General features: G+C 66.2%; 19 protein-coding genes and 1 pseudogene. 11 read left to right on the forward strand and 9 right to left on the reverse strand.

From position 1 onward, the window contains the following. Nucleotides 1-206 precede the first annotated feature (206 nt). On the forward strand, nucleotides 207-2567 hold the full coding sequence (locus EDF74_RS03520) for a TonB-dependent receptor plug domain-containing protein (protein ID WP_123728811.1): 2361 nt from the start codon (nucleotides 207-209) through the stop codon (nucleotides 2565-2567). Next, entirely contained in the window at nucleotides 2567-3862 is a 1296-nt protein-coding gene (locus EDF74_RS03525) for an aminotransferase class V-fold PLP-dependent enzyme (RefSeq protein ID WP_123728812.1), read from the forward strand. Before EDF74_RS03520 ends, EDF74_RS03525 begins: the two co-directional genes overlap by 1 nt. Nucleotides 3863-3913: 51 nt before the next feature. Here the strand turns inward: EDF74_RS03525 and EDF74_RS03530 are convergent, their stop codons facing one another. From EDF74_RS03530 to EDF74_RS03545, 4 genes are all read right to left on the reverse strand, one after another. Continuing rightward, nucleotides 3914-4297: a hypothetical protein gene (locus tag EDF74_RS03530; RefSeq protein ID WP_123728813.1), complete on the reverse strand. Its 384-nt coding sequence runs from the start codon at nucleotides 4295-4297 to the stop codon at nucleotides 3914-3916. Between the two features lie 108 nt (nucleotides 4298-4405). Further along, entirely contained in the window at nucleotides 4406-5698 is a 1293-nt protein-coding gene (locus EDF74_RS03535; RefSeq protein ID WP_123728814.1) for a DUF445 domain-containing protein, read from the reverse strand. A gap of 111 nt (nucleotides 5699-5809) precedes the next feature. After that, nucleotides 5810-6685 carry a plasmid replication/partition related protein gene (locus tag EDF74_RS03540; RefSeq protein ID WP_123728815.1) on the reverse strand — a complete coding sequence of 292 codons (876 nt, stop codon included), beginning with the start codon at nucleotides 6683-6685 and terminating at the stop codon, nucleotides 5810-5812. A gap of 79 nt (nucleotides 6686-6764) precedes the next feature. Further along, the gene (locus tag EDF74_RS03545; protein ID WP_123728816.1) at nucleotides 6765-8117 is read right to left on the reverse strand and encodes an aspartate aminotransferase family protein; all 1353 of its coding nucleotides are present in this window, start codon (nucleotides 8115-8117) and stop codon (nucleotides 6765-6767) included. A 114-nt stretch (nucleotides 8118-8231) separates the two neighbouring features. Between EDF74_RS03545 and EDF74_RS03550 the strand changes: the two genes are divergently transcribed. Then, on the forward strand, nucleotides 8232-9734 hold the full coding sequence (locus EDF74_RS03550) for an aldehyde dehydrogenase (RefSeq protein WP_123728817.1): 1503 nt from the start codon (nucleotides 8232-8234) through the stop codon (nucleotides 9732-9734). Between the two features lie 6 nt (nucleotides 9735-9740). Here the strand turns inward: EDF74_RS03550 and EDF74_RS18385 are convergent, their stop codons facing one another. After that, nucleotides 9741-10373, reverse strand: a complete 633-nt coding sequence (locus tag EDF74_RS18385) for a hypothetical protein (RefSeq protein WP_123728818.1) — start codon at nucleotides 10371-10373, stop codon at nucleotides 9741-9743. Nucleotides 10374-10546: 173 nt separating this feature from the next. On the opposite strand from EDF74_RS18385, the gene EDF74_RS03560 reads away from it, so the two are divergent. Beyond that, nucleotides 10547-11824, forward strand: a complete 1278-nt coding sequence (locus tag EDF74_RS03560; RefSeq protein ID WP_123728819.1) for an MFS transporter — start codon at nucleotides 10547-10549, stop codon at nucleotides 11822-11824. On the opposite strand, the gene EDF74_RS03565 is transcribed toward EDF74_RS03560, so the two are convergent. Next, nucleotides 11825-12286: a bacteriohemerythrin gene (locus tag EDF74_RS03565; RefSeq protein ID WP_123728820.1), complete on the reverse strand. Its 462-nt coding sequence runs from the start codon at nucleotides 12284-12286 to the stop codon at nucleotides 11825-11827. A gap of 70 nt (nucleotides 12287-12356) precedes the next feature. After that, nucleotides 12357-13703, reverse strand: coding sequence for a diguanylate cyclase (locus EDF74_RS03570; RefSeq protein ID WP_123728821.1), 1347 nt, complete (start codon nucleotides 13701-13703; stop codon nucleotides 12357-12359). A gap of 248 nt (nucleotides 13704-13951) precedes the next feature. Between EDF74_RS03570 and EDF74_RS03575 the strand changes: the two genes are divergently transcribed. Beyond that, nucleotides 13952-14362, forward strand: a complete 411-nt coding sequence (locus EDF74_RS03575; protein WP_260232173.1) for a hypothetical protein — start codon at nucleotides 13952-13954, stop codon at nucleotides 14360-14362. 214 nt (nucleotides 14363-14576) lie between these two features. Here EDF74_RS03575 and EDF74_RS03580 read toward each other — a convergent pair whose 3' ends face one another. Beyond that, nucleotides 14577-16187, reverse strand: a complete 1611-nt coding sequence (locus EDF74_RS03580) for an MASE1 domain-containing protein (RefSeq protein WP_123728823.1) — start codon at nucleotides 16185-16187, stop codon at nucleotides 14577-14579. 470 nt (nucleotides 16188-16657) lie between these two features. Then, nucleotides 16658-17944 carry an NAD(P)/FAD-dependent oxidoreductase gene (locus tag EDF74_RS03585; RefSeq protein WP_123728824.1) on the reverse strand — a complete coding sequence of 429 codons (1287 nt, stop codon included), beginning with the start codon at nucleotides 17942-17944 and terminating at the stop codon, nucleotides 16658-16660. A 296-nt stretch (nucleotides 17945-18240) separates the two neighbouring features. On the opposite strand from EDF74_RS03585, the pseudogene EDF74_RS03590 reads away from it, so the two are divergent. From EDF74_RS03590 to EDF74_RS03615, 6 genes and pseudogenes are all read left to right on the forward strand, one after another. Next, nucleotides 18241-18441: pseudogene (locus EDF74_RS03590) on the forward strand (gamma-glutamyl-gamma-aminobutyrate hydrolase family protein); the annotation flags it as partial. After that, on the forward strand, nucleotides 18438-19835 hold the full coding sequence (locus EDF74_RS03595; protein ID WP_123728825.1) for a glutamine synthetase family protein: 1398 nt from the start codon (nucleotides 18438-18440) through the stop codon (nucleotides 19833-19835). The pseudogene EDF74_RS03590 and the gene EDF74_RS03595, both read left to right, overlap by 4 nt. Nucleotides 19836-19966: 131 nt before the next feature. Next, nucleotides 19967-21073: a polyamine ABC transporter substrate-binding protein gene (locus EDF74_RS03600; protein ID WP_123728826.1), complete on the forward strand. Its 1107-nt coding sequence runs from the start codon at nucleotides 19967-19969 to the stop codon at nucleotides 21071-21073. A gap of 122 nt (nucleotides 21074-21195) precedes the next feature. Further along, a complete protein-coding gene (locus EDF74_RS03605; RefSeq protein WP_070426989.1) occupies nucleotides 21196-22329 on the forward strand; it encodes an ABC transporter ATP-binding protein in 1134 nt (377 codons plus the stop codon). Further along, on the forward strand, nucleotides 22326-23237 hold the full coding sequence (locus tag EDF74_RS03610; protein WP_123728827.1) for an ABC transporter permease subunit: 912 nt from the start codon (nucleotides 22326-22328) through the stop codon (nucleotides 23235-23237). The genes EDF74_RS03605 and EDF74_RS03610 overlap by 4 nt, the downstream gene beginning before the upstream one ends. Beyond that, entirely contained in the window at nucleotides 23234-24079 is an 846-nt protein-coding gene (locus EDF74_RS03615) for an ABC transporter permease subunit (RefSeq protein ID WP_123728828.1), read from the forward strand. Before EDF74_RS03610 ends, EDF74_RS03615 begins: the two co-directional genes overlap by 4 nt. Nucleotides 24080-24090: the final 11 nt, after the last annotated feature.

Consider the following 24090-nt stretch of genomic DNA (forward strand, 5'->3'; position numbering starts at 1 on the left):
GTTAGACAAGCGCCAGGTCGGTGTCCGGGGCGGGTAAACGCCCTTCGCTGGCGTATGTGCGGCGGGCGAGAAGACCGTCGCCTGCGTGTCACTGCGGGGCAATATCGCGTCAACAGACTGTGAGGATGTCGTGACACGCCGTCACGGCATCCCCCATCAGTTCGTTTGCGGAGTCGTCTGTGAATCGTTGTGTGCTTGCTGTAGCGGTGTTGTCCGTCCTTACCTTCGCCACGGCCGCCCATGCGCGTGCCGAGGCCGCCCCGGCAGGGAATGCCGCGGCCCCCGCCACCCTGGACACGATGATCGTCACCGGCACGCGCGGCAGCAATCGCACGCAGTTCGACACGCTGGCCCCGGTGGACGTGTTCTCGCAGGAAGAGATCCAGGCGATCGAATCCTCCGACCTCAACGACGTGCTGGCGCAGTTGGTGCCTTCGTTCGTGGTCCAGCGCATGCCGATGAACGACGGGCTTGTGTTCGTGCGGCCGGCCACGCTGCGCGGCCTTTCGCCGGACCAGACCCTGGTGCTGGTCAACGGCCGCCGCTTCCATCGCTCGGCGCTGCTGGGCGCGCGCGGCGCGCAGGGCCCGGACCTGGCACAGATTCCGGTGCATGCGATCCAGCGCATCGAAGTCCTGCGCGATGGCGCGTCGGCGCAGTACGGCTCGGACGCCATCGCCGGGGTGATCAACATCATCCTGGATGACCGCGTCGGCGGGGAACTGTCGCTGGGCCTGTCCGAATACAGCGAAGGCGATGGGACCGGTCGCAAGATCGGCGGCCGCCACGGCTTCGCGCTGGGTGACAAGGGCAGCCTGTCGCTGTTCGCCGACTGGGACAAATCCAATGCGACCTCGCGCAGCCGCCAGCGCGCCGATGCGATCGCCTTCCAGAACGCCCACCCGGATCTGGTCGTGCCCGATCCCGTGCAGCGCTGGGGCCAGCCGGACCTGGAAAACCGCCATTTCGGTTTCAACCTCAACCTGGCCTTGAGTGACAGCGTCGATCTGTACGGCTTCGGTCTGTACGGCCACGGCGAGGGCATCAGTGATTTCAACTGGCGCAATCCCGATGGCACCGCCTCGGTCTACAACCGCAGCCGTGTGTTCCCCGGCTGGGATGCGCGCAGCCTGTACCCGACCGGCTTCAGCCCGAAATACGGCAACGAACAGGACGACCTGCAGGGCGTGCTCGGTCTGCGCGGCTACTGGGGCGAACGCTGGCGCTGGGATGTGAGCGGCTCCTACGGGCGCAACCGCATCGACTACACGCTGGGCAACTCGATCAATGCCTCGCTCGGCCCGGACAGCCCCACCTCGTTCTACCTCGGCCGCCTCTCGCAGGAAGAGAAAAACCTCAACGCGGATATCGTCTATTCGCTGCCGGTCAGCGCGCTGGCCGCACCGATCAACATCGCCTTCGGCGCCGAGACGCGCGAGGAAACCTACGGGGTGGATGCGGGTGATCCGGCGTCGTATGCGATCGGGCCTGGGGCGGTCACCGGCCTGGCCGGTGGTGCCAACGGTGCGCCGGGCTTCAGCGCGGCCAATGCCGGGCGCTGGAGCCAGCGCAGCCGCGCGGCCTACATCGATGTCGAAGCGCCGTTGACCGCGCGCTGGACGGTCGGCGCAGCCACCCGCTACGAGCACTTCTCGGCCTTCGGTGAGAGCGTGGACGGCAAGCTCTCCAGCCGCTTCGAGTTCACTCCTGACCTGGCCGTGCGCGGCTCGGTCTCCACCGGCTTCCGCGCGCCAACGCCCGGCCAGCTGTACACCCAGAGCACCCAGCAGGGCCTGGATACCGTGACCTTGCAGGTGTTCACCACTGGCCGCCTTTCGCCCAGCGATCCGCTGGCGATCCAGCTCGGTGCCCAACCGCTCAAGCCGGAGCAATCGCGCACCGCCTCGCTCGGCCTGACCTGGAAGAACGACCTGGGCTTCTCCGGCTCGGTGGACCTGTACGACATCAAGGTCACCGACCGTTTCAGCCAGTCGGCCTCGTTCGCGGTGCCGGCCGGCGTGCCCAATCCGCTGGCCTATACCTCGGTGAGCTTCTACACCAACGACTTCGACACGACCACGCGCGGTGTGGATGTGGTGGCCAGCCACACGACCGCACTCGGTGCGGGACGGCTGAGCACCACCCTGGGCTACAACTACAACCAGACCCAGGTCGACAGCGGCGCGACCGGCGTGGCCACCAATGACAGCCAGCGCCGCATCTTCGAAGAGCGCCTGCCGCGGCAGAAGGCCACGCTCAGCAGCACGTACGCGTGGGGGCGCTTCAGCGTACTCGGCAAGCTGCGATACTACGGGGCATGGACAGACTCTTCGGGCAATGCCACGGGCGATATCTTCCAGCGCTTCGGGGCGATGAGCTTCGTCGATCTGGCGGTGAGCTGGAACGTCACCGAGCAGCAGACGCTGCGGATCGGCGCGGACAATCTCTTCGACCGCTATCCCGACGAGGCCAGCTTCCAGGCCAGCCGTGGGCTGATCTACTCGCGGAACGCGCCGTATGACACCGATGGCCGCAACCTTTACGCCGAATACCGGATCCGTTACTGATGGACCGACAACGACGACACCTGCTGCGTGGCGCACTGGCCCTGCCAGTCGCCGCGGCGCTGTCCGGTGCGACCGCCATGGGCGCTGAGCCGATGGCCCTGCCGGCGGTGGGCACGCGCACGCCGGCCGAGCTGGCCGCCGACGATGGCTGGTGGGCACAGATCCGCGCGCTGTATGACCTCACCGACGAGGTCGTGATGCTGGACAACGGCTACTGGGGCGCGATGGCGCGCCCGGTGCTGCAGGCCTACCAGCAGGCCACCGCCACGGTGAATGCCGGCAACGCCTGGTTCGGGCGGCTCGCGTTTCCACCGCTGTTTGAACAGGCCCGCGTGCGTCTTGCGCAGGTGCTGGGGGTGGAGACTGACGAGATCGTACTCACCCGCGGTGCCACCGAGGCGATGCAGGTGCTGATCGGCAGCTACCGCGGGCTGTCGCCGGGCGATGCGGTGATGTACGCCGACACCGACTACGACAGCATGATCAGCGCGATGCAGTGGCTGCAGGCCCGGCGCGGCGTGCAGCCGGTGGCGATCACGTTGCCCGAGCCGTTCGACCACGACAGCATCGTGGAGACGTACCGCCGCGCGCTGGCCGCCAACCCGCGCGTGCGCCTGCTGCTGCTGACCCACGTCAACCACCGCAACGGCATGCTGCTGCCGGTGGCCGAGATCGCCGCACTGGCCAGGGCGGCCGGCGTGGAGGTGCTGCTCGACGCCGCGCACGGCATCGGCCAGGTGGACACGCCGCTGCGCGCGCTGGGCGTGGATTTCATCGGGATCAACCTGCACAAGTGGATCGGCGCGCCGGTCGGTGTCGGGGCGGTATATGTCCGCCGCGGGCGGGTGCGCGATCTGGATCCGTACATGGGCGAGCAGGACCACGACGACATCCGTACCCGCGTTCACACCGGCACGGTCAATTTCGCGGCGTACATGGCGTTGCCGGTCGCGCTGGACCTGCACCAGCACATCGGCGTAGCCAACAAGCGTGCGCGGCTGCTGCGCCTGCGCAATCAGTGGATAGACGCGTTGCGCGGTGACGAACGCATCCAACTGCTCGGCTCGGACGACCCGCGCCTGTCCAGCGCGATCACCTCGTTCCGGCTGCGCGGACAGACCACGATGCGCGACAACACGGCTACCTCGCAGCGGATGGTCAAGCAGTCCGGCGTGTTCGTGGTGCCGCGCGAAGGGCTGGCTTCGGGCGCCTGTCTGCGGGTGACGCCGGGCATCTTCAGCACGCCGGCGCAGATGGAGGCATTGGTGGTGGCGGTGCGCGCGGTCGCGGGCTGAGCTACCCAACGGCGCTGCCGGGCTGGCTCGGCAGCGTCTCTGCAGGTGACATCAACGGGCAGCGCAGGCCTGTGCAACGGCGTCGTTGATGCGTTGCGGCGCGCTTTGTCCACTCAGGGTTTCAGCAAGATCGCGGCGGAAGCGCAGTTCATCGCACTTCTCCGGATCGGCGGCGCTGCTGATCACCGTGCCTCGGACGGGGGGCTGACCACGACCGGCATCGGCCTGCATGCGCTTGCGGGCGACATACAGATCGCGCTCGGCGCGGGTGCGCTCTTCCCAGGTCAGGTTCGGGTCTTTGACGATCGGGCGGGTCACCCCGGTGTCCTGATGGGCTGGGCAGGGCACGGTCTGGTAGATCGTCTGCGTGCCCTCCTGGCACTTGTACACGCGCTGGGCATACGCATTGCCGGCCAGCGCACACAGCGCCAGCATTGTCGCGGTCCTTCTCATGGCTCCCCCGTCGGGCCCCCTTGGCCCGGAATGCGCGCGAGCATACCCGGTTGGTCCGTCAAAAACACCGGTCGCGCATCTACCCGCTGCTTACCAGCGGAACCACACCGTCAGTGCATGCAGGATCACGCCGATCAGGCCACCGACCAGGGTGCCGTTGAAGCGGATGAACTGCAGGTCGCGGCCGACGCTCAGTTCCAGCTGCTCGACCAGATGGCGTTCGTCCCAGCTTTTGACGGTCTGCGCGATGTGCTCGGTGACGCCGCTGCGCAGCCGCGTGGTCAGGCGCTCGGCACCCTCCATCAGGTGCTGGTTGAGTGCTTCGCGCAGTGACGGGTCGGCCTGCAGCGCCTCGCCCACGGAGGCCAGGCTGCGGCGCAGGTGACCGGCCAGTGCGGAGTCTTCGCTGGCCAGGTCGGCACGCAGGCTGGCGTGGATGCGCGCCCACAGGCCCTGCACGTATTCCTGCACGGCCGGGTGGTCGATCACCTGCTGTTTGAGCTGTTCCACCTTCTCGGCCAAGGCCGGGTCTTCGCGCAGCCGCTGGATGTAATCGCTCAGCCAGGTTTCGTAATCGCGCCGCAGCGGATGCTCCGGCTGGGCCAGGATCTGCTGCAGTTCTTCCAGCACCGCGTGCGCCAGGCGCTCGGCAAGGGTATCGCCGATCTCATCGATCGGTTTGACCCAGTTGACCGTGCTGGCCAGCTTGGGCCACTCGCGTTGGATGTAGCCCACGATCAACGTGGACGCGCGGTCTTTGACCTTCTCATTGCCCAGCCATTCGCTGATCCGGGTCAGGCCTTCATCCAGCACGCGCTGGTGGCGGTTGTCAGCGGTGAGCAGGCCGAGCAGTTCGCCCGCGGTGGCCGCCGCATTCCACTGCCGCAGCTGCTGGATCACAAAGCCCTGGATGCTGCGGCGGACGGCGGCCTCATCCAGGAAGTCCAGCGCCTGCAGCGCCCAGCCGCGCGCCATGTCGGCCAGCATGCGGGCCCGCGCGGGTTCAGCCAGCCAACTGCCCAGACGGCTGGCCGGATCGAACACCTGCAGCCGGGCCAGCAGGGCCTGCGGTTCCAGGAACTGGTCGCGCACGAACAGCGCCAGGCTGTCGGCGATCCGGTCCTTGCTGCGCGGGATGATCGCGGTATGCGGGATGGGCAGGCCGAGCGGGCGCCGGAACAGGGCCACCACCGCGAACCAGTCGGCCAGCGCGCCGACCGCGGCAGCCTCGCAGAAGGCCGAGACCCAGGCCCAGATGCCGCGTTCGCCGTGCCAGTGGCTGACCGCGAAGCCGGCCAGCATCGCCACCAGCATGGCCAGGGCGATCAGTTTGAGCCGGCGCAGCTGGGCGCGGCGCGGGTCGGGAGGGGAGGTGGGCGTCATTGCGGCAGTTTAACGACCCCGGCATGAGCAACAGGTAGTGCCGGCCGCTGGCCGGCAACCAGGCCCCCATCCGGAAGCCGTTGGCGTTGCCGGCCAGCGGCCGGCACTACCTCAGATGTCCGCCACCTGCCTGCGCAGCACGGCCAGCTGCTGACGCAGGGTGTCGTTCTCCAGGGTCAGCGCGATGATGCGCTGGCGCAGCTCGGCCGGGCCTTCGCCCAATGCGTTGAGCGCATCGGCGATCTCGGCGGCGCGGCTGTGGTCGACCTCGGCGTCGCCATCGGCACTGTGCAGCACCTCCTGCGCGGGCTTGCGCGGCTTGCGCTTGGACTCGCGCACACGCTTGGCGGCCTGCTTGAGCTCGTCCTTGCCGGCGGCGGCCGCGGCACGCTGTTCGTCTTCCGGCAGATCGGCCACGGCGGCCGCGGCACTGATCGAGATCACCCCGGTCTTGACCGCTTCCACCAGCTCCGGCGCGGCCTGCTTGTGGATGCGCTCGATCATCGTCACCTGGCTGCTGCTCAGCCGGGCTTCGCGCGCCATGTCGGCGCGGCTGACCTTCGGCGCGGCGGCCCATGGCGGGCTGTCCTCGTCACCGGCGTCGGCCGGGCCGCTGATCTCGCCGTCGCTTTCCTTCTGCAACTGGGCCTGATCGGCACGGTGGCGCTCGGCCAGGATGTCGCGCTTGCGCAGCGCCAGCACGCCGCGCTGGAAATCGGACACGCTGCGGCGGCCCAGGTGCTGTTCGATCATCCACAGGTGGACGTCATCCATCGACTGGAAGCGGGTGTTCTGGATCGTCTGGAACGGCAGGCCGTGCTTCTGGCAGATGCCGTAGCGGTTGTGGCCATCGACCAGCACCTCGCCCCACAGCACCAGCGCATCGCGGCAGCCCTCGGCGAGGATGCTGCGCTCCAGCGCGTCATGCTCGTCCTGCGTCAGCGGGTCGATGTAGGCCTTGAGTTCTTCTTTGACGACAATGTCCATGCAATCCGGTACGCGAGCGAAACGTGACCGACCATTGTAAGGATCGCGGCGGTCGCCGTCGTCGCCGGCGGATTCAGGCTCAGCCGGTGGCGCGGATCATGTCGCCCAGCACGTCCACGATGCGGTCGATGTGGCTGCGCTCCAGGATCAGCGGGGGCGACAGGGCGATCACGTCGCCGGTGCAGCGCACCAGCAGTTGGCCGTCGCGGAAGCAGCGCTCGAACACCTCGTAGCCACGCGCGCCGGGGGCATCCTTGCGCGGCATCAGCTCGACCGCACCGATCAGCCCGAAGTTGCGGATGTCCACCACGTGCGGCAAGCCGCGCAGGCTGTGCAGCCGTTCCTGCCAGTAGTCACCCAACTCGATGGCGCGCTCGAACAGATGCTCCTCGGCGTAGGTATCCAGGGCAGCGAGGGCCGCTGCGCAGGCAAGCGGGTGGCCGGAATAGGTGTAGCCATGGAAGAACTCGATCGCAGCCGCCGGCCCTTGCATGAAGGCGCCGTGGATCGCATCGCTGGCAAGCACTGCGCCCATCGGCACCGCGCCATTGGTCAGCCCCTTGGCCAGGGTCATCAGGTCCGGGGTGACGCCGAAGCGCTGCGCGGCAAAGGCGTTGCCGACCCGGCCGAAACCGGTGATCACCTCATCGAAGACCAGCAGGATGCCGTGCTGGTCGCAGATCTCGCGCAGGCGCTGCAGATAGCCCGGCGCGGGCAGGATCACCCCCGCCGAGCCGGCGATCGGCTCGACGAACACCGCCGCGATGGTGGACGCATCGTGCAACGCGATCAAACGTTCCAGGTCTTCTGCGAGTTCGGCGCCGTGGCGCGGCAGGCCGGGGCTGAAGGCATTGCGCTCCAGATCGAGCGTGTGGCGCAGGAAATCGCTGCCGGCCAACAACGGCCCGAACGTCTTGCGGTTGTTGGGCAGGCCGCCGATCGACAGGCCGCCGAAGCCCACGCCGTGATAGGCCTTCTCGCGGCCGATGAAGCGGGTGCGATGGCCCTCGCCGCGCAGGCGGTGGTAGGCCAGGGCGATCTTCATGGCGGTGTCGACTGCTTCGGAGCCGGAGTTGGTGAAGAACGCATGGTTCAAGCGGGCCGGTGCCAGTGCAGCCAAGCGCTCGGCCAGCACGAACGGCAACGGCGAGCCCATCTGGAACGGTGGCGCGAAATCCAGCGTGGCCGCCTGCTGCTGGATCGCCTGCACGATCCGCGGCCGCGCATGACCGGCGTTGCAGCACCACAGGCCGGCCGCGCCATCCAGGATCGGACGGTCGTCGATGTCGTGGTAGTACATGCCCTCGGCGCGTACCAGCAGACGCGGGGCGGCCTTGAACTGGCGGTTGGCGGTGAACGGCATCCAGTAGGCATCCAGGTCTGCGGGTGCCTGGCTGGCCAGAGTCGACAACGACGAATCGGAACGAGGCATGAGGCACTCCGCAAGGGCGCGATGGTCACGACTTTATCGCACTCGCCTCACGTCAACCCGTGACGGCGCCGGGTATAACCGCTTTACCCGGATGAGTAAATGAGGACGACGCCGATGACCACCGCACGCACCCGTGACGACTGGCAACGCCAGGCCGATGCACTGACCTTCCAAGGCCAGGCGTTCATCGATGGGCGCTACGTCGACGCAGCCAGCGGCGCACGTTACGACTGCATCAGCCCGATCGATGGCCGCGTGCTGGTGCAGGTGGCCGATGCCGATACGGCGGACGTCGACCGTGCGGTCGCGGCGGCACGGCGCAGTTTCGATGCGGGCGACTGGTCGCGGGCTGCGCCCTCTCATCGCAAGCAGGTGCTGCTGCGGCTGGCCGATCTGGTTGAACAGCATGCCGATGAGCTTGCGTTGCTGGAAACCCTGGATATGGGCAAGCCGGTGCGCGACGCACGCCAAGGTGATCTTGCCGGTGTGTTGCGTTGCCTGCGCTGGACCGCCGAGGCGGTGGACAAGGTGTATGGCGAAGTCGCCCCGACCGCGCTCGACACGCTGGGCCTGATCACCCGCGAGCCGGTGGGCGTGGTGGCGGTGATCGTGCCGTGGAACTTCCCGCTGCTGATGGCCTCGTGGAAGATCGCGCCGGCCTTGGCGGCGGGCAATTCCGTGGTGCTCAAACCCTCCGAGCGCTCGCCGCTGAGTGCGATCCGGCTGGCGGCGCTGGTGGCCGAGGCGGGGGTGCCTGATGGTGTGTTCAACGTGCTGCCGGGCCACGGCGAGCGCACCGGCGAACCGTTGGCGCTGCACATGGATGTGGATGCGCTGGCGTTCACCGGGTCTACCGCCGTGGGCCGCCGGTTGCTGCAATGCGCCGGGAAATCGAATCTCAAGCGCACCTGGCTGGAGTGCGGCGGCAAGAGCCCGAACCTGGTGTTCGCCGACGCGCCCGATCTGGACAAAGCTGCGCAGGCGGCAGCCACCGCGATCTTCTACAACCAGGGCGAGGTGTGCACGGCCGGCTCGCGTTTACTGGTCCAGCGCTCGATCAAGGACGCGTTCGTGGCACGGGTGCTGGCGCATGGCCGGCATATGCAGCCGCAGCATCCCTTCGAGCCGGACGCCGCGATGGGCGCACTGGTCGACGAGGCGCATGCAGGCCGCGTGCTGGATTACGTAGCACGCGGTGAGGCCGATGGCGCGCGCCTGCTGCTGGGCGGCAAGCGGCTGGAGGTCGTGCCCGGTGGCAGCTACGTGGAGCCAACGGTATTCGACGAGGTCGATCCGCAGCACACCATCGCCCGCGAGGAGATCTTCGGGCCGGTGCTGTCGGTGCTCACCTTCGATCACGAAGACGACGCACTGCGCATGGCCAATGATTCGATCTACGGGCTGGCCGCCGGTGTGTGGACACGCGACCTTGGCCGGGCACATCGGGTGGCACGCGGGCTGCGGGCCGGCAGTGTCTGGGTGAACCAGTGGGATGGCGGCGACATGACCGCGCCGTTCGGGGGCTACAAGCAGTCCGGTATCGGCCGCGACAAATCCCTGCACGCCTTCGACAAGTACACCGAACTCAAGGCGACCTGGATCCATCTGGGCGGGTAACGCCGGTCAGCAGTCCTGGTCTTGACGGATGAGTGACTCGCGCAGCAGGTCGCGGTCCATCTCATCCACGGCGTTGCGGAGGTAGTCGATCTGCTGCCGGGTCAGACGGCACTGGTCCACCGTATAGCCCGGTGGCCATGCGCCGATCAGCTGGAAGATGCCGTGCACGGTCTGCTCCGGGGTCATCCCGGCCTTCATGCGGAAGCGCTGGGGTCTGGGCTGGAATGCCGGGTGTACCTCGCGGTCGCCCAGCGCACGCGGAACCAGCGAGGCGGCATCGATACCGCTGCCTGTCAGCGAGCCCGGCACGCTCAGGTCCAACGCGGTGCGTGGCGCCTGCGGATCCACCGGCGCAGCATGCGATGTGATGGTTGGCGTGGCCACACGTGGCGCGGGCACACTCGGCGAGGCGGCGGGCTGCGGTATGGGGGGCGAGGGAGTCGCCGAGGGTGGGGGAGCCGGCGCAGGCAGCGGCCGCGGCAGCCAGTACACCGCCAGGCGGGCCTCCCCGGCGGTGCCGTTGGCGGCTGGTGAACGCAGCAGCACGCCCAGCATCAGCCCGTGTACAACGATCACCACCACGATGGCGGCGGGCTGCGCCCAGTGCGAGGCGTTGGCACTCTTCCGTGAGGCTGACATCCGGGACCGTCCTGGTGGGGTGACCGCGTTCAGACCCTGTGTCGCCGGGGAAGTTCCTGTCGGATGCGCAGGTCGCCGACCGGGTCACAGGCTGACAGTCTCGTCTGCAACCATCGCGGCAGGCATGGGGTGGGCGTGGCAGAATCCGGCAGCTGCCCTTTTCTGCGTACCCGATGTCCACACCTGCTGTCGCCCCTGTCGTGAACTCTCCCCGCCGCATCCTGCTGGCGAGCCTGATCGGCACCACCATCGAATTCTTCGATTTCTACATCTACGCCACCGCGGCGGTGCTGGTGTTCCCGCACCTGTTCTTCCCGGAGAGCAGCGATGGTGCGGCGATGCTGCAGTCGCTGGCGACCTTCGCGGTGGCCTTCATCGCGCGGCCGGTCGGCTCGGCGGTGTTCGGTCACTACGGTGACCGCATCGGGCGCAAGGCGACGCTGGTTGCTGCGCTGCTCACGATGGGCATCTCCACCGTGGCGATCGGCCTGCTGCCCACGCATGCCAGCATCGGGCTGGTGGCACCTGCGCTGTTGGCGCTGTGCCGGTTCGGCCAGGGCCTGGGGCTGGGTGGCGAGTGGGGCGGGGCCGTGTTGCTGGCCACCGAGAATGCGCCCCCCGGCAAGCGCGCCTGGTACGGCATGTTTCCGCAGTTGGGCGCACCGCTGGGCTTCCTGCTGTCGGCCGGTATCTTCCTGCTGCTGGGCCGTGCGATGAGCGACGCCGATTTCCTGCAGTGGGGCTGGCGCGTGCCGTTCCTGGCCAGTTCGCTGCTGGTCGGCATCGGCCTGTGGGTGCGCTTGAACATCCACGAGACTCCGCAGTTCCAGGCCGCGCTGGACCGCAACGAGCGGGTCAGGCTGCCGATGTGGACGGTGCTGCGCGAGCATCCGCTGACCTTGGTGCTGGGCACGTTGGGGGCGTTCGCCACCTTCGTGCTGTTCTACCTGATGACGGTATTCACCCTCGGCCATGGCACCACCGTGCTGGGCTACTCGCGCGAGCAGTTCCTGCTGCTGCAGATGGTCGGCATTCTGTTCTTCGCCGCGGGCATCCCGATCTCCGCGTTGTATGGTGACCGCTGGGGCACGCGCCGCACGATGATAGTGGCCAGCGGCCTGATCCTTGCCTTCGGCGTGGTGTTCGCGCCGCTGTTCCAGGCCGGCAGCCCGTGGCTCGTGCTCGGCTTCCTGTCGCTGGGTCTGTTCCTGATGGGCCTGACCTACGGCCCGTGCGGTACCTTCCTGGCCGAGATCTACCCGGTCCAGGTGCGCTATACCGGCGCCTCCTTGTCGTTCAACCTGGCCGGCATACTCGGTGCCGCGCCGGCGCCCTATGTGGCGACGTGGCTGGCCGAACGCTACGGCCTGGTTGCGGTCGGCTACTACCTGTGCGTGACCGCACTGGTCACTATCGTCGCTTTGCTGGCGATGGGTCGGCGTCGACGCTGATCAGCGGAAGAACCGCTTGAGCGTGCGGCCCAGCCAACCGCCCTGCTGGTGCTCGCGCGCGAACTGGTTGAGGTGCTGTTTGACCTGCGGCGCGTAAGCCTTGTCATCGCCACGGATATGGTTGAACAGCCAGCGCGACAGCATCGTGCGCAGCTCTTCGGTGATGTCCTCGCCCGCCTTGAAGCGCAGCCGGTACTCGCTCACGCGCTTGCCGAAAATCTCGTGCACGCGCTTGTGCGCCGAGCAGAACGGATAGCCGGCTTCCTCCATCAGCTCTTCTTCGAAGGCGAAATGGGACATGGTGTAGTCCACCAGTTCGTCGATCACTTCGGCCACCGCCAGGCGCTCCAGGCTCTTCTGGGCGACGTGCAGGTGGTTGAGCATCTCCACGATGCGCATGTGCTGGTGATCGATGACATCGATACCGATGTTCAGATCGTCCTGCCAGACCAGAAGTGCCATGGTGCGTTCCCCGCGCTGTTCAACTGGGGGCGACTCTAGGCACTCGATCCGACGGCCGCGTTGATCTGGATCAAAGCACCGGTTCGGGCTCGCGGGTGAGCGCGCTCGTAGCGACGGTCGCGCAGTGGACCCGGTTGCGGCCGCCGGCCTTGGCCAGGTACAGCTGACGGTCGGCTTCGGAGATCAGACGGTGCAGCGAGTCGTGCTGCGGGCGAAGGCAGCACAGGCCGATGCTGACGGTCATGCGCAGCGTGGCATGGCCGACGTCCACCGCCAGCGCCGCGATGGCCTGGCGCAGCTGTTCGAAGTACGCCACGGCCCGTTCGGTGTCCAATCCCGGCACCAGCAGGCAGAACTCCTCACCGCCGAACCGCGCGATCAGATCTTCATGGCGGGCATGGCCCGCCACCGCGGCGGCCACCGCACGCAGCGCATCGTCGCCGGCCTCGTGGCCGTGGGTATCGTTGATGTGCTTGAAGTGGTCGATGTCGATCATCGCCACCGCCACCTGCTCGCCGTCCAGCTGCAGCTGCGGCAGCTGGCGCTGGCTCTGCTCCAGGAAGCAGCGCCGGTTGGGCAGGCCGGTCAGGAAATCGCGGGTGGCCAGGTCCTGCAGCGTACCGATCAGCTCGAGCTGGTCCACGTTCTGCGACACGCGGCAGAAGAACTCCTCGCGTGAGAAGGGCTTGCGCAGGAAGTCATTGGCACCGTTCTTGAGGAAGCGCGGGATCAGCGACGGATCGGAGTTGCCGGAAATCCCGATCACCGCGAGTTTGTCGCGCGACCGCATCGTACGCAGGCGACGGGTGAACTCCACGCCCTCCATGCCGGGCATTTCCTGGTCGACCACCGCCAGCCGGATGGCCGGGTGCGCCTCGATCGCCTTGAGTCCCTCGGCGCCGTCGGCGGCTTCGTAGACATCATGGCCGTACATGCGCAGCAGCGAGGCTGCGTACATCCGCGCCGACATCGAATCATCCACGACCAGCGCGGCGATGCGCCGGTTGCGCTCCAGCCGCTGCACCAGCCACACCAGATAGTCGATGCTGCCAGGGGTGTTCTTGAGCACGTAATCGATGATCTGCTGCTGCAGCACGCGCTTGCGCAGGTCCTCGTCGTATACGCCGCTGACCACCACCGTGCGCAGGCCGCGCGAGAGGAAGTAGTCCACCACGGTGTCGCGGTCGCCATCGGCCAGCACCAGCCCGGTCAGCACCAGGAACCAGCCCTGTTCCTCATCCAGCAACCGCCCGGCCTCGGACAGGCTGGTCGCCACCGAGACCGGCAGCTCCAGCCGCTGCTCGATCGCCTCGCGCAGCATGCTGGTGAACGTCCGCGAGTTTTCCACCAGCAGGATCCGCTGGGGCAGGGCATCACCGGGGTCGCTGAGAACAGCGCCCTGCAACAGTGCCGGCATGAGGCGTACGCTCGGTTCCGAGGGGGTCGGGACAGATAGCGGCGGTTTCACACGCAACTTTAGGGGGGAGGGGGTGCTGCGTACTGTCGCAGCCTCGGCCCGGGTGCCCAGCGGACCGTCTTGCTGCGCCGGCGGCTCAGGCGGCCCGTGTTGATAGATGGATGGCCGCTTACGGTTACTATCGCTGAAGTTCCCCTCAACGTTTTAATCAGGAGGTAAATGTGCGCATTCCAAGGATTGTGGGTGTTGTGGGTATCGTGATTCTCGCGTCGGTTCCGATGGTTGGCATGGCGCAGTCAGATGATCACGGAGTCAAACTGGCGAAACGCGGGTTGGGACAGACGCAGCCATTGGCAGCGAATCTTAGCCAGGATTCAAATTGGCTGGTATATGGATTCGAGCGTGAAGGAATCACGTATTACCAGGTGAACGACCTTGCCGGCCGCGTGCACGTGATCATCGGAAATGCAGATGGCGTGTTCTGGGCATTGCCGGCTGGCGATGTTCCCGCGCGAGTGTCACTGCCGACGCTGCGCGTCCAGCCGCCGAGAGGCGCGAGGCGCTCCGAGGTGTACCGCGGCCCGCGCTTCTCGCTGGTGCTTTACGGGAGCGGCACTGATGCAGTCTGGTCGGTCGAGCCAGTGAACGGCAGCAACTAGGCCATCTGCAGCAGCATCAGGTGGAGTTTCATTGCCGCCTGGCGCACGACCTAATCTAGGCCTCAGTTGATGGCTCCGTGGTAGGCCTGCAGGTGATGCACTCACCTGCAGGTTCACGCTGCGGGGATATTCGCAGCTCACCCGCTGTTTCTCCAATGCAACTGTTCCGCTGTGTTCGTCTGAAAGGCGATTGATCCGCCGAGTCCGCAGGATGTCAGGTCAATGCCTGACTACTGCCGCGATCCGTCGTCTTAACGTATTCAACCGGGCTGCTATGCGCGGCGTCATGGGGATCGGTTCGCGGCATTTCCAGAAGCACCATCCTGACCCGATTGCGACGGCACTGCACAACACCGCCATAGGCAAGGGCTCGCCCCGCGAGACGTTCAACCGCCATGGACATGGTGGTTTCGGAAAGCGCATATGCGGCATCCAGCAATGCCACGGTGACTACGATTCCCCGATATCGCCCAAACCGTCCGCAGCGTGCGCGTACCTGGATCTGACCCGACTCAGTCTCCAGCAACAGTGTCACGGCGTCGGTCATCGCACGGTAGGCAGCCAATTGCAGGCCAATACTCAATTGGCACGGATCCCCCTCCAGCCGGGGGCGGGTGACGCGATGGGTCAGCTCCCACGCTTCGCGTACGCCGCCAGCCTGCAGAGCAACATACAGGCCAAGGTGATCCAGGGCTGTCGGATAGACCATGCTGGTCTGCGCACGGAATTGCCGCGAATGCACGACAGCTGTGTGGAGTAATCCTCCGGCGATCTCGTGGTGCCCCTGCAGCTTCAGCCAGTTCACAACTTCATTGAGGGAGATGTCCATGCCATCCCCGATCTTTCTCAAGTCAAGAGCGCGTTCGCGAAGCCCCATTTCGCTTGCCACATGAGAGTTTCTAGCCAATTTGATCGCGTTCTTCTCGCCGTCGTCGCGAATCTTGTAGTGGTGGTAGTAGTACGTGATGCGTGAGCCGAGGACCAGCAGTGCGACGCCCGTGATGGCCATGATCAGCTGCGTTGTAAAGGCATGAGGATCGAAAGACGATGGGTAAGGCTTAGGCGTAGTAAGGCCGATGATGAGGTTCAGCACCGGTACCGCGATGGCAGCACCACGCCAACCTAATATGCACGTCAGCGCGATGGCTGGAAGCGCCATCAGCACCTGGAGGCTGGTTCTCGCGGTCGCTGAATCGGCAGGGAGGAACGCCGCAGAAACACCCAGTAACATCATCAGTCCGAGTGCCATGCCCGTAGGCTTGAGAAATCCCGCCGCCCAGTCGGACTCACTGCGCCGCCGTACCCAAAGCAATGCAAGGGGGGCTACCGTCAATATGCCGATGAAGTCGCCGACTGCGTATCGCGCTACAGTCGCGACAAAGGCGTTGTCCGGTGGTGTCGGCCAAAGGAACTGCGAAAAACTGCGGTTTAGCAGAGAAATGGCGACTGCGGAGGATGCTGCGACGGAAATCAGCCATACGTTTGTCGTCGCTGCGATCATCTTGCGATGCAGGTGCACGATCAGCGCCACGATGGGCATCAAGAAAGCGGAGGCAAAAATGACCCAAGCCTTGCCGTACTTGTCCACCATCGGGTAGCGCAGCTGTGCGAAGTAGGCATATTCGCCGAGGATCAGGTAAGGCCACAGCCGCGGAGGGCACAGCAGCACCGCGGCGACACGTATGCCTGCTGGCAGGTAGAACTGATCAAGGGAAACTTGACGTGCGCCCCAGCACGCGAATGCATAGATGACGGCAAGGGCAAGCCCGATCGGCTCGATGCGCAGATTCAACTGAAGTCCATTTTTCCACCATTCTCCTCGCACCGGCTCCCCCTGTTCGTGCCGTCAACGTCCCTGTGTATCAATGCCGCGATCAGATTGGACGGTATATATCCGCGCCGGATTATGCAATTACGAAAGTGGCCGGGCGTGATGGCGACCACAGCGTCTGAGTTCACGCGCCGGCATGTGCCGCGCTCATAGGCGTGACACATATCTCATTTTTTTATGAAACTCTTCACGCTCGTCGTTGGGGGGCGTACTTGAGCTGCGCCGCGGACACGCAGACGATTCCCAGTGGTCGAGGCATGCCCATTTCAGCCACTGCAGGCCTTGATATGACGCATTCTCCCCACGTCGTTGCGCTGTGACGCGCGGCGTGCTCAGCAAGCGGGGGCGCTCCACACGGTCTGCTAGCACTGCCTGTTCTGGAGCTGCCCGGTAACGGAGCGCCCGCTTTCAGATGTCGCGCCGTGTCTCACTTTACCCGTGGTCGCCGAATGCCTCCTAAGCCCTCACCACAACGCGTCCCGAAGCTTGTACCAGGACATCGCCGCCACCAGTAGCGGGGTCCGCAGCATTCGCCCGCCAGGGAACGGCCGGTGCGGAATGCGTTCAAACACATCCAGGCGCTCGGCCTGCCCGGCGATGGCCTCGGCCAGCACCTGCCCGGCCAGCCCGGCAGCGGCTACGCCATGGCCCGAGAAGCCCTGCGCGAAATAGACATTCGGGGTCAGCCGGCCCCAGTGCGGGGCACGGTTGCGGGTGATGTCGACATAGCCGCCCCAGACGTACTCCAGCTCCACATCGGCCAGCTGCGGGAACACCGCGCGCATGCGCCGGGTCATGACCCCGCGCAGGCCCGGCGGGGGCAGCGCGGAGTAGCTGGCCTGGCCGCCGAACAGCAGGCGGTGGTCGCGGCTCAGCCGGAAATAGTCCAGCGCCCAGCTGACATCGGCCACAGCCATGTCATTGCGGATCAGGGACTGTGCCCGCGCCTGCCCGAGCACCGCACTGGCGCCGATATAGGTGCCGACCGGCATGATCCGCGATTCCAGCTCCGGCGCGATGCCTTCCAGCCAGGCATTGCCGGCGATCACCACGTGGTCGGCGGTTACCGTACCGTGCGCGGTGCGCAATTGCGGCCGCGCGCCACGGATCAGCTGCAGGACCGGGGACTGCTCGTGGATCACCGCCCCGGCACTCTCGGCCGCGCGGGCCAGGCCCTGTGCGTAAGCCAGGGGATGCAGATGCCCGCTGTGAGGGTCGAACATGGCCCCGCGGTAGCGCGGGCTGTCCAGCTCTTGGCGCAGTTGCGCGCGGTCCCACCATTGCAGGGGATAGTCGTAGCGCTGTGCCAGATCGATCAGCCCGGCGCGCAGCATGCGCTCCTGGCGGGGCTTGATCGGCACGCTGGCGTGGCCGTCGCGCCAGTCGCAGTCGATCTGATGCCGGGCGATGCGGTCGCGCAGCAGGCGCATGCCGTCGCGCGAAAAGTCGAACAGCGCCCTCGCGTCCTCGGCGCCGACCAGGTCTTCAAGCGTGTCCACTTCGCAGCCATAGCCGACGATGGCCTGACCCCCGTTGCGCCCGGAGGCGCCCCAGCCGACCCGGTGGGCCTCCAGCAGCACGACGCGATAGCCGCGCTCGGCCAGGGTCAGTGCGGCGGACAGACCGGTGTAGCCGGCGCCGAGCACGCAGACGTCGGCGGTCGTGTCACCGGTCAGTGGCTGGCGCAGAGCGACCGCTGGCACGCTGTCGGCGTACCAGCTGGGCGCATGCGTCTCGCCGGCAGCGGTCATGCCGGGCACCGGCAGAAGGAGGGGAGGACAACAATCATGGACAGAGCATGCCAGCAACCGGCGCGCGGGACAGGGGGCAGTCTGTCGCAGCCACTGCCGCCGGCATGTGACGGATCATGCGCCGCCGATGTGGGGTCGTGTTGCGCAGGGTCTGCGCGCGGGGGTAACGTGATCGCAGGTCATCCGAGCATGACGCATGGTCTCGCCCCCTTGGGGCGGCCTGCCCACCGACAGGACGATGCTTGGCCTTCACCGCATTGGCCGGGCCGCCGAGCTGGCCAGGCAACCGCCAGGATCGCTTGGCCGAGGGCACGCAGATCAAGGCCGTCGCCGAGGATGGCCTGATCGAAGCCGCCCGCAGCACCGCGCATCGTTTCGCGCTCGGCGTGCAGTGGCATCCGGAGTGGCGGGTGGCTGGCAATCCGTTCTATCACAGCATTTTTCACGCTTTCGGCGATGCTTGTCGCCGCAACTCTCTTACAGCAGACCGGTCATGACCACCCGAACGCGTTCGCGCAAAGCCGCCGCCCCCAAGCCTGTTCCCCAGGAGAGCACGCTGCTGCGCTGGCTCAAGGACCGGCGCATCACCGAGGTGGAGTGCCTGGTGCCGGACATCACCGGCAACGCGCGCGGCAAGATCATTCCGGCCGACAAGTTCTCGCACGATTACGGCACGCGCCTGCCGGAGGGTATCTTCGCCACCACGGTCACCGGCGAGTTCCCGGACGATTACTACGAGCTGACCTCACCGTCGGATTCGGACATGATCCTGCGCCCGGATGCCGACACTGTCCGCATGGTGCCCTGGGCGACCGATCCGACCGCGCAGGTCATCCATGACTGTTTCACCAAAACCGGCGAGCCACATGAGCTGGCCCCGCGCAATGTGCTGCGGCGCGTCCTCAATGCCTATGCCGAACTGGGCCTGCGCCCGGTGGTGGCGCCGGAGCTGGAGTTCTTCCTGGTCCAGAAGAACACGGACCCGGACTTCCCGCTGCTGCCGCCGGCCGGCCGCTCCGGGCGTCCTGAAACCGCGCGCCAGTCGTACTCGATCGATGCGGTCAACGAGTTCGATCCGATCCTCGATCTGATGTACGACTACTGCGATGCGATGAAGCTGGACGTGGACACGCTCATCCATGAATCCGGCGCGGCGCAGCTGGAGGTCAACTTCACCCACGCCAATGCGATGGATCTGGCCGACCAGGTGTTCCTGTTCAAGCGCACCATGCGTGAGTCGGCGATGCGCCACGGCATCTACGCCACCTTCCTGGCCAAGCCGATGGAGAACGAGCCGGGCAGTGCGATGCACATCCACCAGAGCCTGCTGCGGATCAGCGACGGCAGCAATGTGTTCACCGGAGAACATGGCGGTGAGGATTTCAGCCCGTTGTTCGGGCATTACCTGGCCGGCCTGCAGAAATACGTGCCGGCGGCGATGGCGTTCTTCGCGCCGAACGTGAACTCCTACCGCCGGCTGATGTTCGGCGAGGTCTCCCCGAGCAACGTGCACTGGGGCTTCGACAACCGTACCTGCGGCCTGCGCGTGCCGCTGGATACGCCGGAGAACATGCGGGTGGAAAGCCGGTTCGCCGGCTCCGATGCCAACCCCTACCTGGCGATCGCCGCGACCCTGGCCGCCGGGCTGCTCGGTATCCGCGAGCAGGGCTCCCCGACCGCGCCGATCAGTGGCAGCGCCAAGGAGCTCGGCTACGACCTGCCGCGGTCGCTGGGCGAGGCGCTGGACGGGCTGGAAGGCTGCCCGGAGCTGCGCGAGATGCTGGGCGAGCGCTTCTGCCGCGCCTATGTGTCGGTCAAGCGCAAGGAATACGAGACGTTCTTCCGGGTGATCAGCTCCTGGGAGCGCGAATTCCTGCTGCTCAACGTCTGACCCCGGGCGCCACGCCCGGCATGGCCGTGAGGGCCATGTGTGGGAAAATGAGGGCATGCCCGGTAGGCTGGCACCCGTTGTGCCGGTCCGGCCGGTTCCCCCCAACTCGCACCTGACCTGTGGAGAGTCCGATGAAGCTGCGAATCCTCACCCTCGGCATTGCCGTATCCGTGCTGACCGCCTGTGGCGGCGGTGACAAGCAGGACGACGCCAAGGTGCTGAACGTCTACAACTACAGCGACTACATCGCCGAAGACACCATCCCCAACTTCGAAAAGGCCACCGGCACCAAGGTGACCTATGACGTGTTCGACAGTGATGAGATGGTGGAGACCAAGCTGTTGGCCGGCAACAGCGGCTACGACGTCGTCGTGCCGACACTGAACTTCTTCGGGCGCCAGATCAAGGCCGGCGTGTTCCTGCCGCTGGACAAGAGCAAGATCCCGAACCTGGCCAATCTCGACCCGAGCGTGATGCAGCGCATCGCGCAGCAGGACCCGGGCAACGAATACGGTGTGCCGTACATGATCGGCACCACCGGCATCGGCTACAACGTGGAGCTGCTCAAGCAGCGTTTTGGTGGCAGCACCGACATCGCCAACAGCTGGGATCTGATCTTCAAGCCCGAAAACATCGCCAAGATGAAGGACTGCGGGATCACGATCCTGGATACGCCTTCGGACATGATCCCGATCGCGCTGCACTACCTGGGCGAAGATCCGCACAGCCAGGACCCGGCCACGCTGGAGAAGGCCGCCGCGCTGCTCAAGACGATCCGCCCGTACGTGCAGAACTTCCACTCCTCGCAGTACGTGGGCTCGCTGGCCAACGGTGGTACCTGCCTGGTGGTGGGCTGGTCCGGTGACATCATCCAGGCCCGTGACCGTGCGGCCGAGGCGTCCAACGGCGTGACCGTGGCGTACTCGATCCCGCGCGAAGGTGCCCCGCAGTGGTTCGACATGCTGGCCATCCCCAAGGATGCCAAGCACCCGGAGGCGGCCTACGCCTTCATCAATTACCTGCTGGAGCCGAAGGTCGCCGCGGCCAACACCAACTTCATCCACTACGCCAACCCGGTGACCACGGCCACGCCGCTGGTGGACGAGGCGATCCGCACCGACCCGACCATCTACCCGCCGGCCGATGTGGCGGCAAAGATGTTCACCTACTCGATCAACACGCCTGAGGTGGACAAGCTCTACACCCGGCTGTGGACCGAGGTGAAAACCGGTCGCTGACCGCCTCTGCGACGCCGGCCCCGTGCCGGCGTCGTCGTTTCAGGGGGTAGGACATGACGCGGCCACCACCGGTAAAATGGCATTCTCCCCCCGTCCTGCCGCCGCTCCCGGAGCCGCTGACCATGCCATTTGAAGCCAAGCCGGAAGGCGCGGTCCTGCCGGTCCTGGAACCGGGCTACCTGTCCATCCGCGCGCTGCGCAAGGAGTTCGACGGCTTCGTCGCGCTCGACGACGTCACCCTGGACGTGCGCAAGGGCGAGATCTTCGCGCTGCTGGGTGGCTCGGGCAGTGGCAAATCGACGCTGCTGCGCTGCCTGGGTGGCTTCGAGACGCCCACCCAGGGAACCATCGATCTGGACGGCCAGCGCATCAACGCACTGCCCCCGTACCAGCGCCCGATCAACATGATGTTCCAGTCCTATGCGCTGTTCCCGCACATGACGGTGGAGCAGAACATCGCCTTCGGCCTGAAGCAGGACGGCATGGCGCGCGATGCGATCAACCGCCGGGTCGGCGAAATGCTGGAGCTGGTGCAGCTGGGCAAGCTGGCCAAGCGCAAGCCGCATCAGCTCTCCGGTGGCCAGCAGCAGCGCGTGGCGCTGGCGCGGTCGCTCGCCAAAGGGCCGAAACTGCTGTTGCTGGATGAGCCGATGGGCGCGCTGGACAAGAAGCTGCGCTCGCAGATGCAGCTGGAGCTGGTCAACATCATCGAGACCACCGGGGTGACCTGCGTGATGGTCACCCACGATCAGGAAGAAGCCATGACCATGGCGACCCGGATCGCGGTGATGGATGCCGGCTGGATCCAGCAGGTCGGCAAGCCGGATGAAATCTACGAGCAGCCGGCCAACCGGTTCGTGGCCGAGTTCATCGGCTCGGTGAACCTGTTCGATGGCGTGCTCGATGAGGACCTGCCCGAGTACGTCACCGTGCGCACGCCGTTGTTCCCCGCACCGATCTACGTCGCCCACGGGATCACCGGTTACGAAGGCCAGCCGGTGGCGTTCGCACTGCGCCCGGAGAAGGTGATGATCGGCAAGGACGAGCCGGCAGGGGACACCAACAAGGCGCAGGGCGTGATCGAGGAGATCGCCTACTTCGGCAGCCACTCGGTGTTCCATGTGCGCCTGCCGAGCGGGGCCAAGGTGCTGTCCAACTTCGCCAATTCGCAGCGCTGGGCCAGCGATGGCCTGACCTGGGGTGACACCGTCTGGGTGCACTGGCGCGACAACGATGGCGTGGTGCTGACCTCATGACCGCGACCGGCTGGAAGCGCTGGCTCCCGGGCACGCGCGCCGGCGTGATCGCCGCGCCGTACCTGTGGCTGCTGCTGTTCTTCGCGGTGCCGTTCGTGATCATCCTGATGATCTCCTTCGCGCGCACCCAGGTCGGCTCGCCGCCGTACACCTGGCTGCTGGAGTACGTGGATGGCGCCTTCTCGCTCAAGCTCAACCTCGGCAGCTACGCGGCCCTGGTCAAGGACAACCAGTACGCGCTGGCGTACCTGAGCTCGATCAAGATCGCGGTCATCTCGACCCTGCTCACGCTGCTGATCGGCTACCCGATGGCGTACGTGATCTCGCGGATGAGCCCGGCCGCGCGCAACGTGGCGATGATGCTGGTGGTGCTGCCCTCGTGGACCTCGTTCCTGATCCGGGTATACGCCTGGATCGGCATCCTGGACCGCAACGGCCTGCTCAACCAGCTGCTGCTCAAGCTCGGCCTGATCGATGCGCCGCTGCAGATCCTGTACACCCCGACCGCCGCCTACATCGGCATCGTGTACTGCTACCTGCCGTTCATGGTGCTGCCGCTGTATGCCAACCTGGTCAAGCTGGACAACCGCCTGCTGGAAGCTGCCTACGACCTCGGCGCCAAGCCGTGGCAGGCCTTCATGCGGATCACACTCCCGCTTTCGCGCACCGGCATCATCGCCGGCTGCATGCTGGTGATGATCCCGGCGGTGGGGGAGTTCGTGATTCCGGAAATGCTCGGCGGGCCGGATACGCTGATGATCGGCCGCGTGCTGTGGGGCGAGTTCTTCAACAACCGCGACTGGCCCACGGCCTCGGCGGTGGCGATCGTGATGCTGGCCCTGCTGCTGGTGCCGATCCTGCTGTTCAACCGCATGCAGCAGCGCGAGTTGGAAGGAAAGCTGGCATGAGCATGGTGCGCAGCAACCGCTGGCTGGGCTGGAGCCTGCTCGGGCTGGGCTTCGCCTTCCTGTATCTGCCGATCCTGTTGTTGATGGTGTACTCGTTCAATGCCTCCAAGCTGGCCACGGTATGGTCGGGCTTCTCCACGCGCTGGTATGGCGAGCTGTTCAACAACCGGCAGATCCTGGATGCGCTGTGGATCAGCCTCAAGGTCGCGTTCTGGACGGCCTGCGCGGCCACCGTGCTCGGCACGATGGCGGCGATGGTGATGACCCGCATGCGCCGCTTCCCGGGCAAGACCGTGTTCGGTGCGTTGATCACCGCGCCGTTGGTGATGCCGGAAGTGATTCTGGGCTTCTCGCTGATGACCCTGCTGGTGGCGATGGGCGGCATTCCCGGTTTCCCCAGCCGCGGCGTAACCAGCATCTGGATCGCGCATGTCACCTTCACCCTGTCCTTCGTGACGGTGGTGGTGTCCTCGCGCCTGCAGGAGCTGGACCGCTCGCTGGAGGAAGCCGCGATGGATCTCGGCGCGAGCCGGTTGAAGGTGTTCTTCCAGATCACCCTGCCGATCATCGCCCCGGCGCTGGTGGCCGGCTGGCTGCTGGCGTTCACGCTGTCGCTGGATGACGTAGTGATCGCCAGCTTCGTGGCCGGCCCGAACTCGACCACCCTGCCGATGAAGGTGTTCTCCTCGGTGCGGATGGGCATCAAGCCGGAGATCAATGCACTGGCCACCTTGATGGTGCTGGCGGTATCGATCGCGGCGGTGCTGGGCTGGTACATCACCTCCCGCGCCGAGAAACGCCGCCAGCGCGATATGCAGATGGCGTTGCAGGACCCCGGCTGAACGTCATCCCG

Source organism: Stenotrophomonas rhizophila, assembly GCF_003751305.1.
Taxonomy (GTDB): domain Bacteria; phylum Pseudomonadota; class Gammaproteobacteria; order Xanthomonadales; family Xanthomonadaceae; genus Stenotrophomonas; species Stenotrophomonas rhizophila_B.

Bases quoted from the DNA above. Each gene is read 5' to 3' on its own strand.
- EDF74_RS03530 (WP_123728813.1), bottom strand. From the start codon at position 4,297: ATGCTGGCGCTGTGTGCGCTGGCCGGCAATGCGTATGCCCAGCGCGTG.
- EDF74_RS03535 (WP_123728814.1), bottom strand. From the start codon at position 5,698: ATGACGCCCACCTCCCCTCCCGACCCGCGCCGCGCCCAGCTGCGCCGG.
- EDF74_RS03595 (WP_123728825.1), top strand. From the start codon at position 18,438: ATGACCACCCGAACGCGTTCGCGCAAAGCCGCCGCCCCCAAGCCTGTT.
- EDF74_RS03540 (WP_123728815.1), bottom strand. From the start codon at position 6,685: ATGGACATTGTCGTCAAAGAAGAACTCAAGGCCTACATCGACCCGCTG.
- EDF74_RS03600 (WP_123728826.1), top strand. From the start codon at position 19,967: ATGAAGCTGCGAATCCTCACCCTCGGCATTGCCGTATCCGTGCTGACC.
- EDF74_RS03565 (WP_123728820.1), bottom strand. From the start codon at position 12,286: ATGGCACTTCTGGTCTGGCAGGACGATCTGAACATCGGTATCGATGTC.
- EDF74_RS18385 (WP_123728818.1), bottom strand. From the start codon at position 10,373: ATGTCAGCCTCACGGAAGAGTGCCAACGCCTCGCACTGGGCGCAGCCC.
- EDF74_RS03585 (WP_123728824.1), bottom strand. From the start codon at position 17,944: ATGACCGCTGCCGGCGAGACGCATGCGCCCAGCTGGTACGCCGACAGC.
- EDF74_RS03525 (WP_123728812.1), top strand. From the start codon at position 2,567: ATGGACCGACAACGACGACACCTGCTGCGTGGCGCACTGGCCCTGCCA.
- EDF74_RS03560 (WP_123728819.1), top strand. From the start codon at position 10,547: ATGTCCACACCTGCTGTCGCCCCTGTCGTGAACTCTCCCCGCCGCATC.
- EDF74_RS03550 (WP_123728817.1), top strand. From the start codon at position 8,232: ATGACCACCGCACGCACCCGTGACGACTGGCAACGCCAGGCCGATGCA.
- EDF74_RS03605 (WP_070426989.1), top strand. From the start codon at position 21,196: ATGCCATTTGAAGCCAAGCCGGAAGGCGCGGTCCTGCCGGTCCTGGAA.
- EDF74_RS03615 (WP_123728828.1), top strand. From the start codon at position 23,234: ATGAGCATGGTGCGCAGCAACCGCTGGCTGGGCTGGAGCCTGCTCGGG.
- EDF74_RS03545 (WP_123728816.1), bottom strand. From the start codon at position 8,117: ATGCCTCGTTCCGATTCGTCGTTGTCGACTCTGGCCAGCCAGGCACCC.
- EDF74_RS03610 (WP_123728827.1), top strand. From the start codon at position 22,326: ATGACCGCGACCGGCTGGAAGCGCTGGCTCCCGGGCACGCGCGCCGGC.
- EDF74_RS03570 (WP_123728821.1), bottom strand. From the start codon at position 13,703: ATGCCGGCACTGTTGCAGGGCGCTGTTCTCAGCGACCCCGGTGATGCC.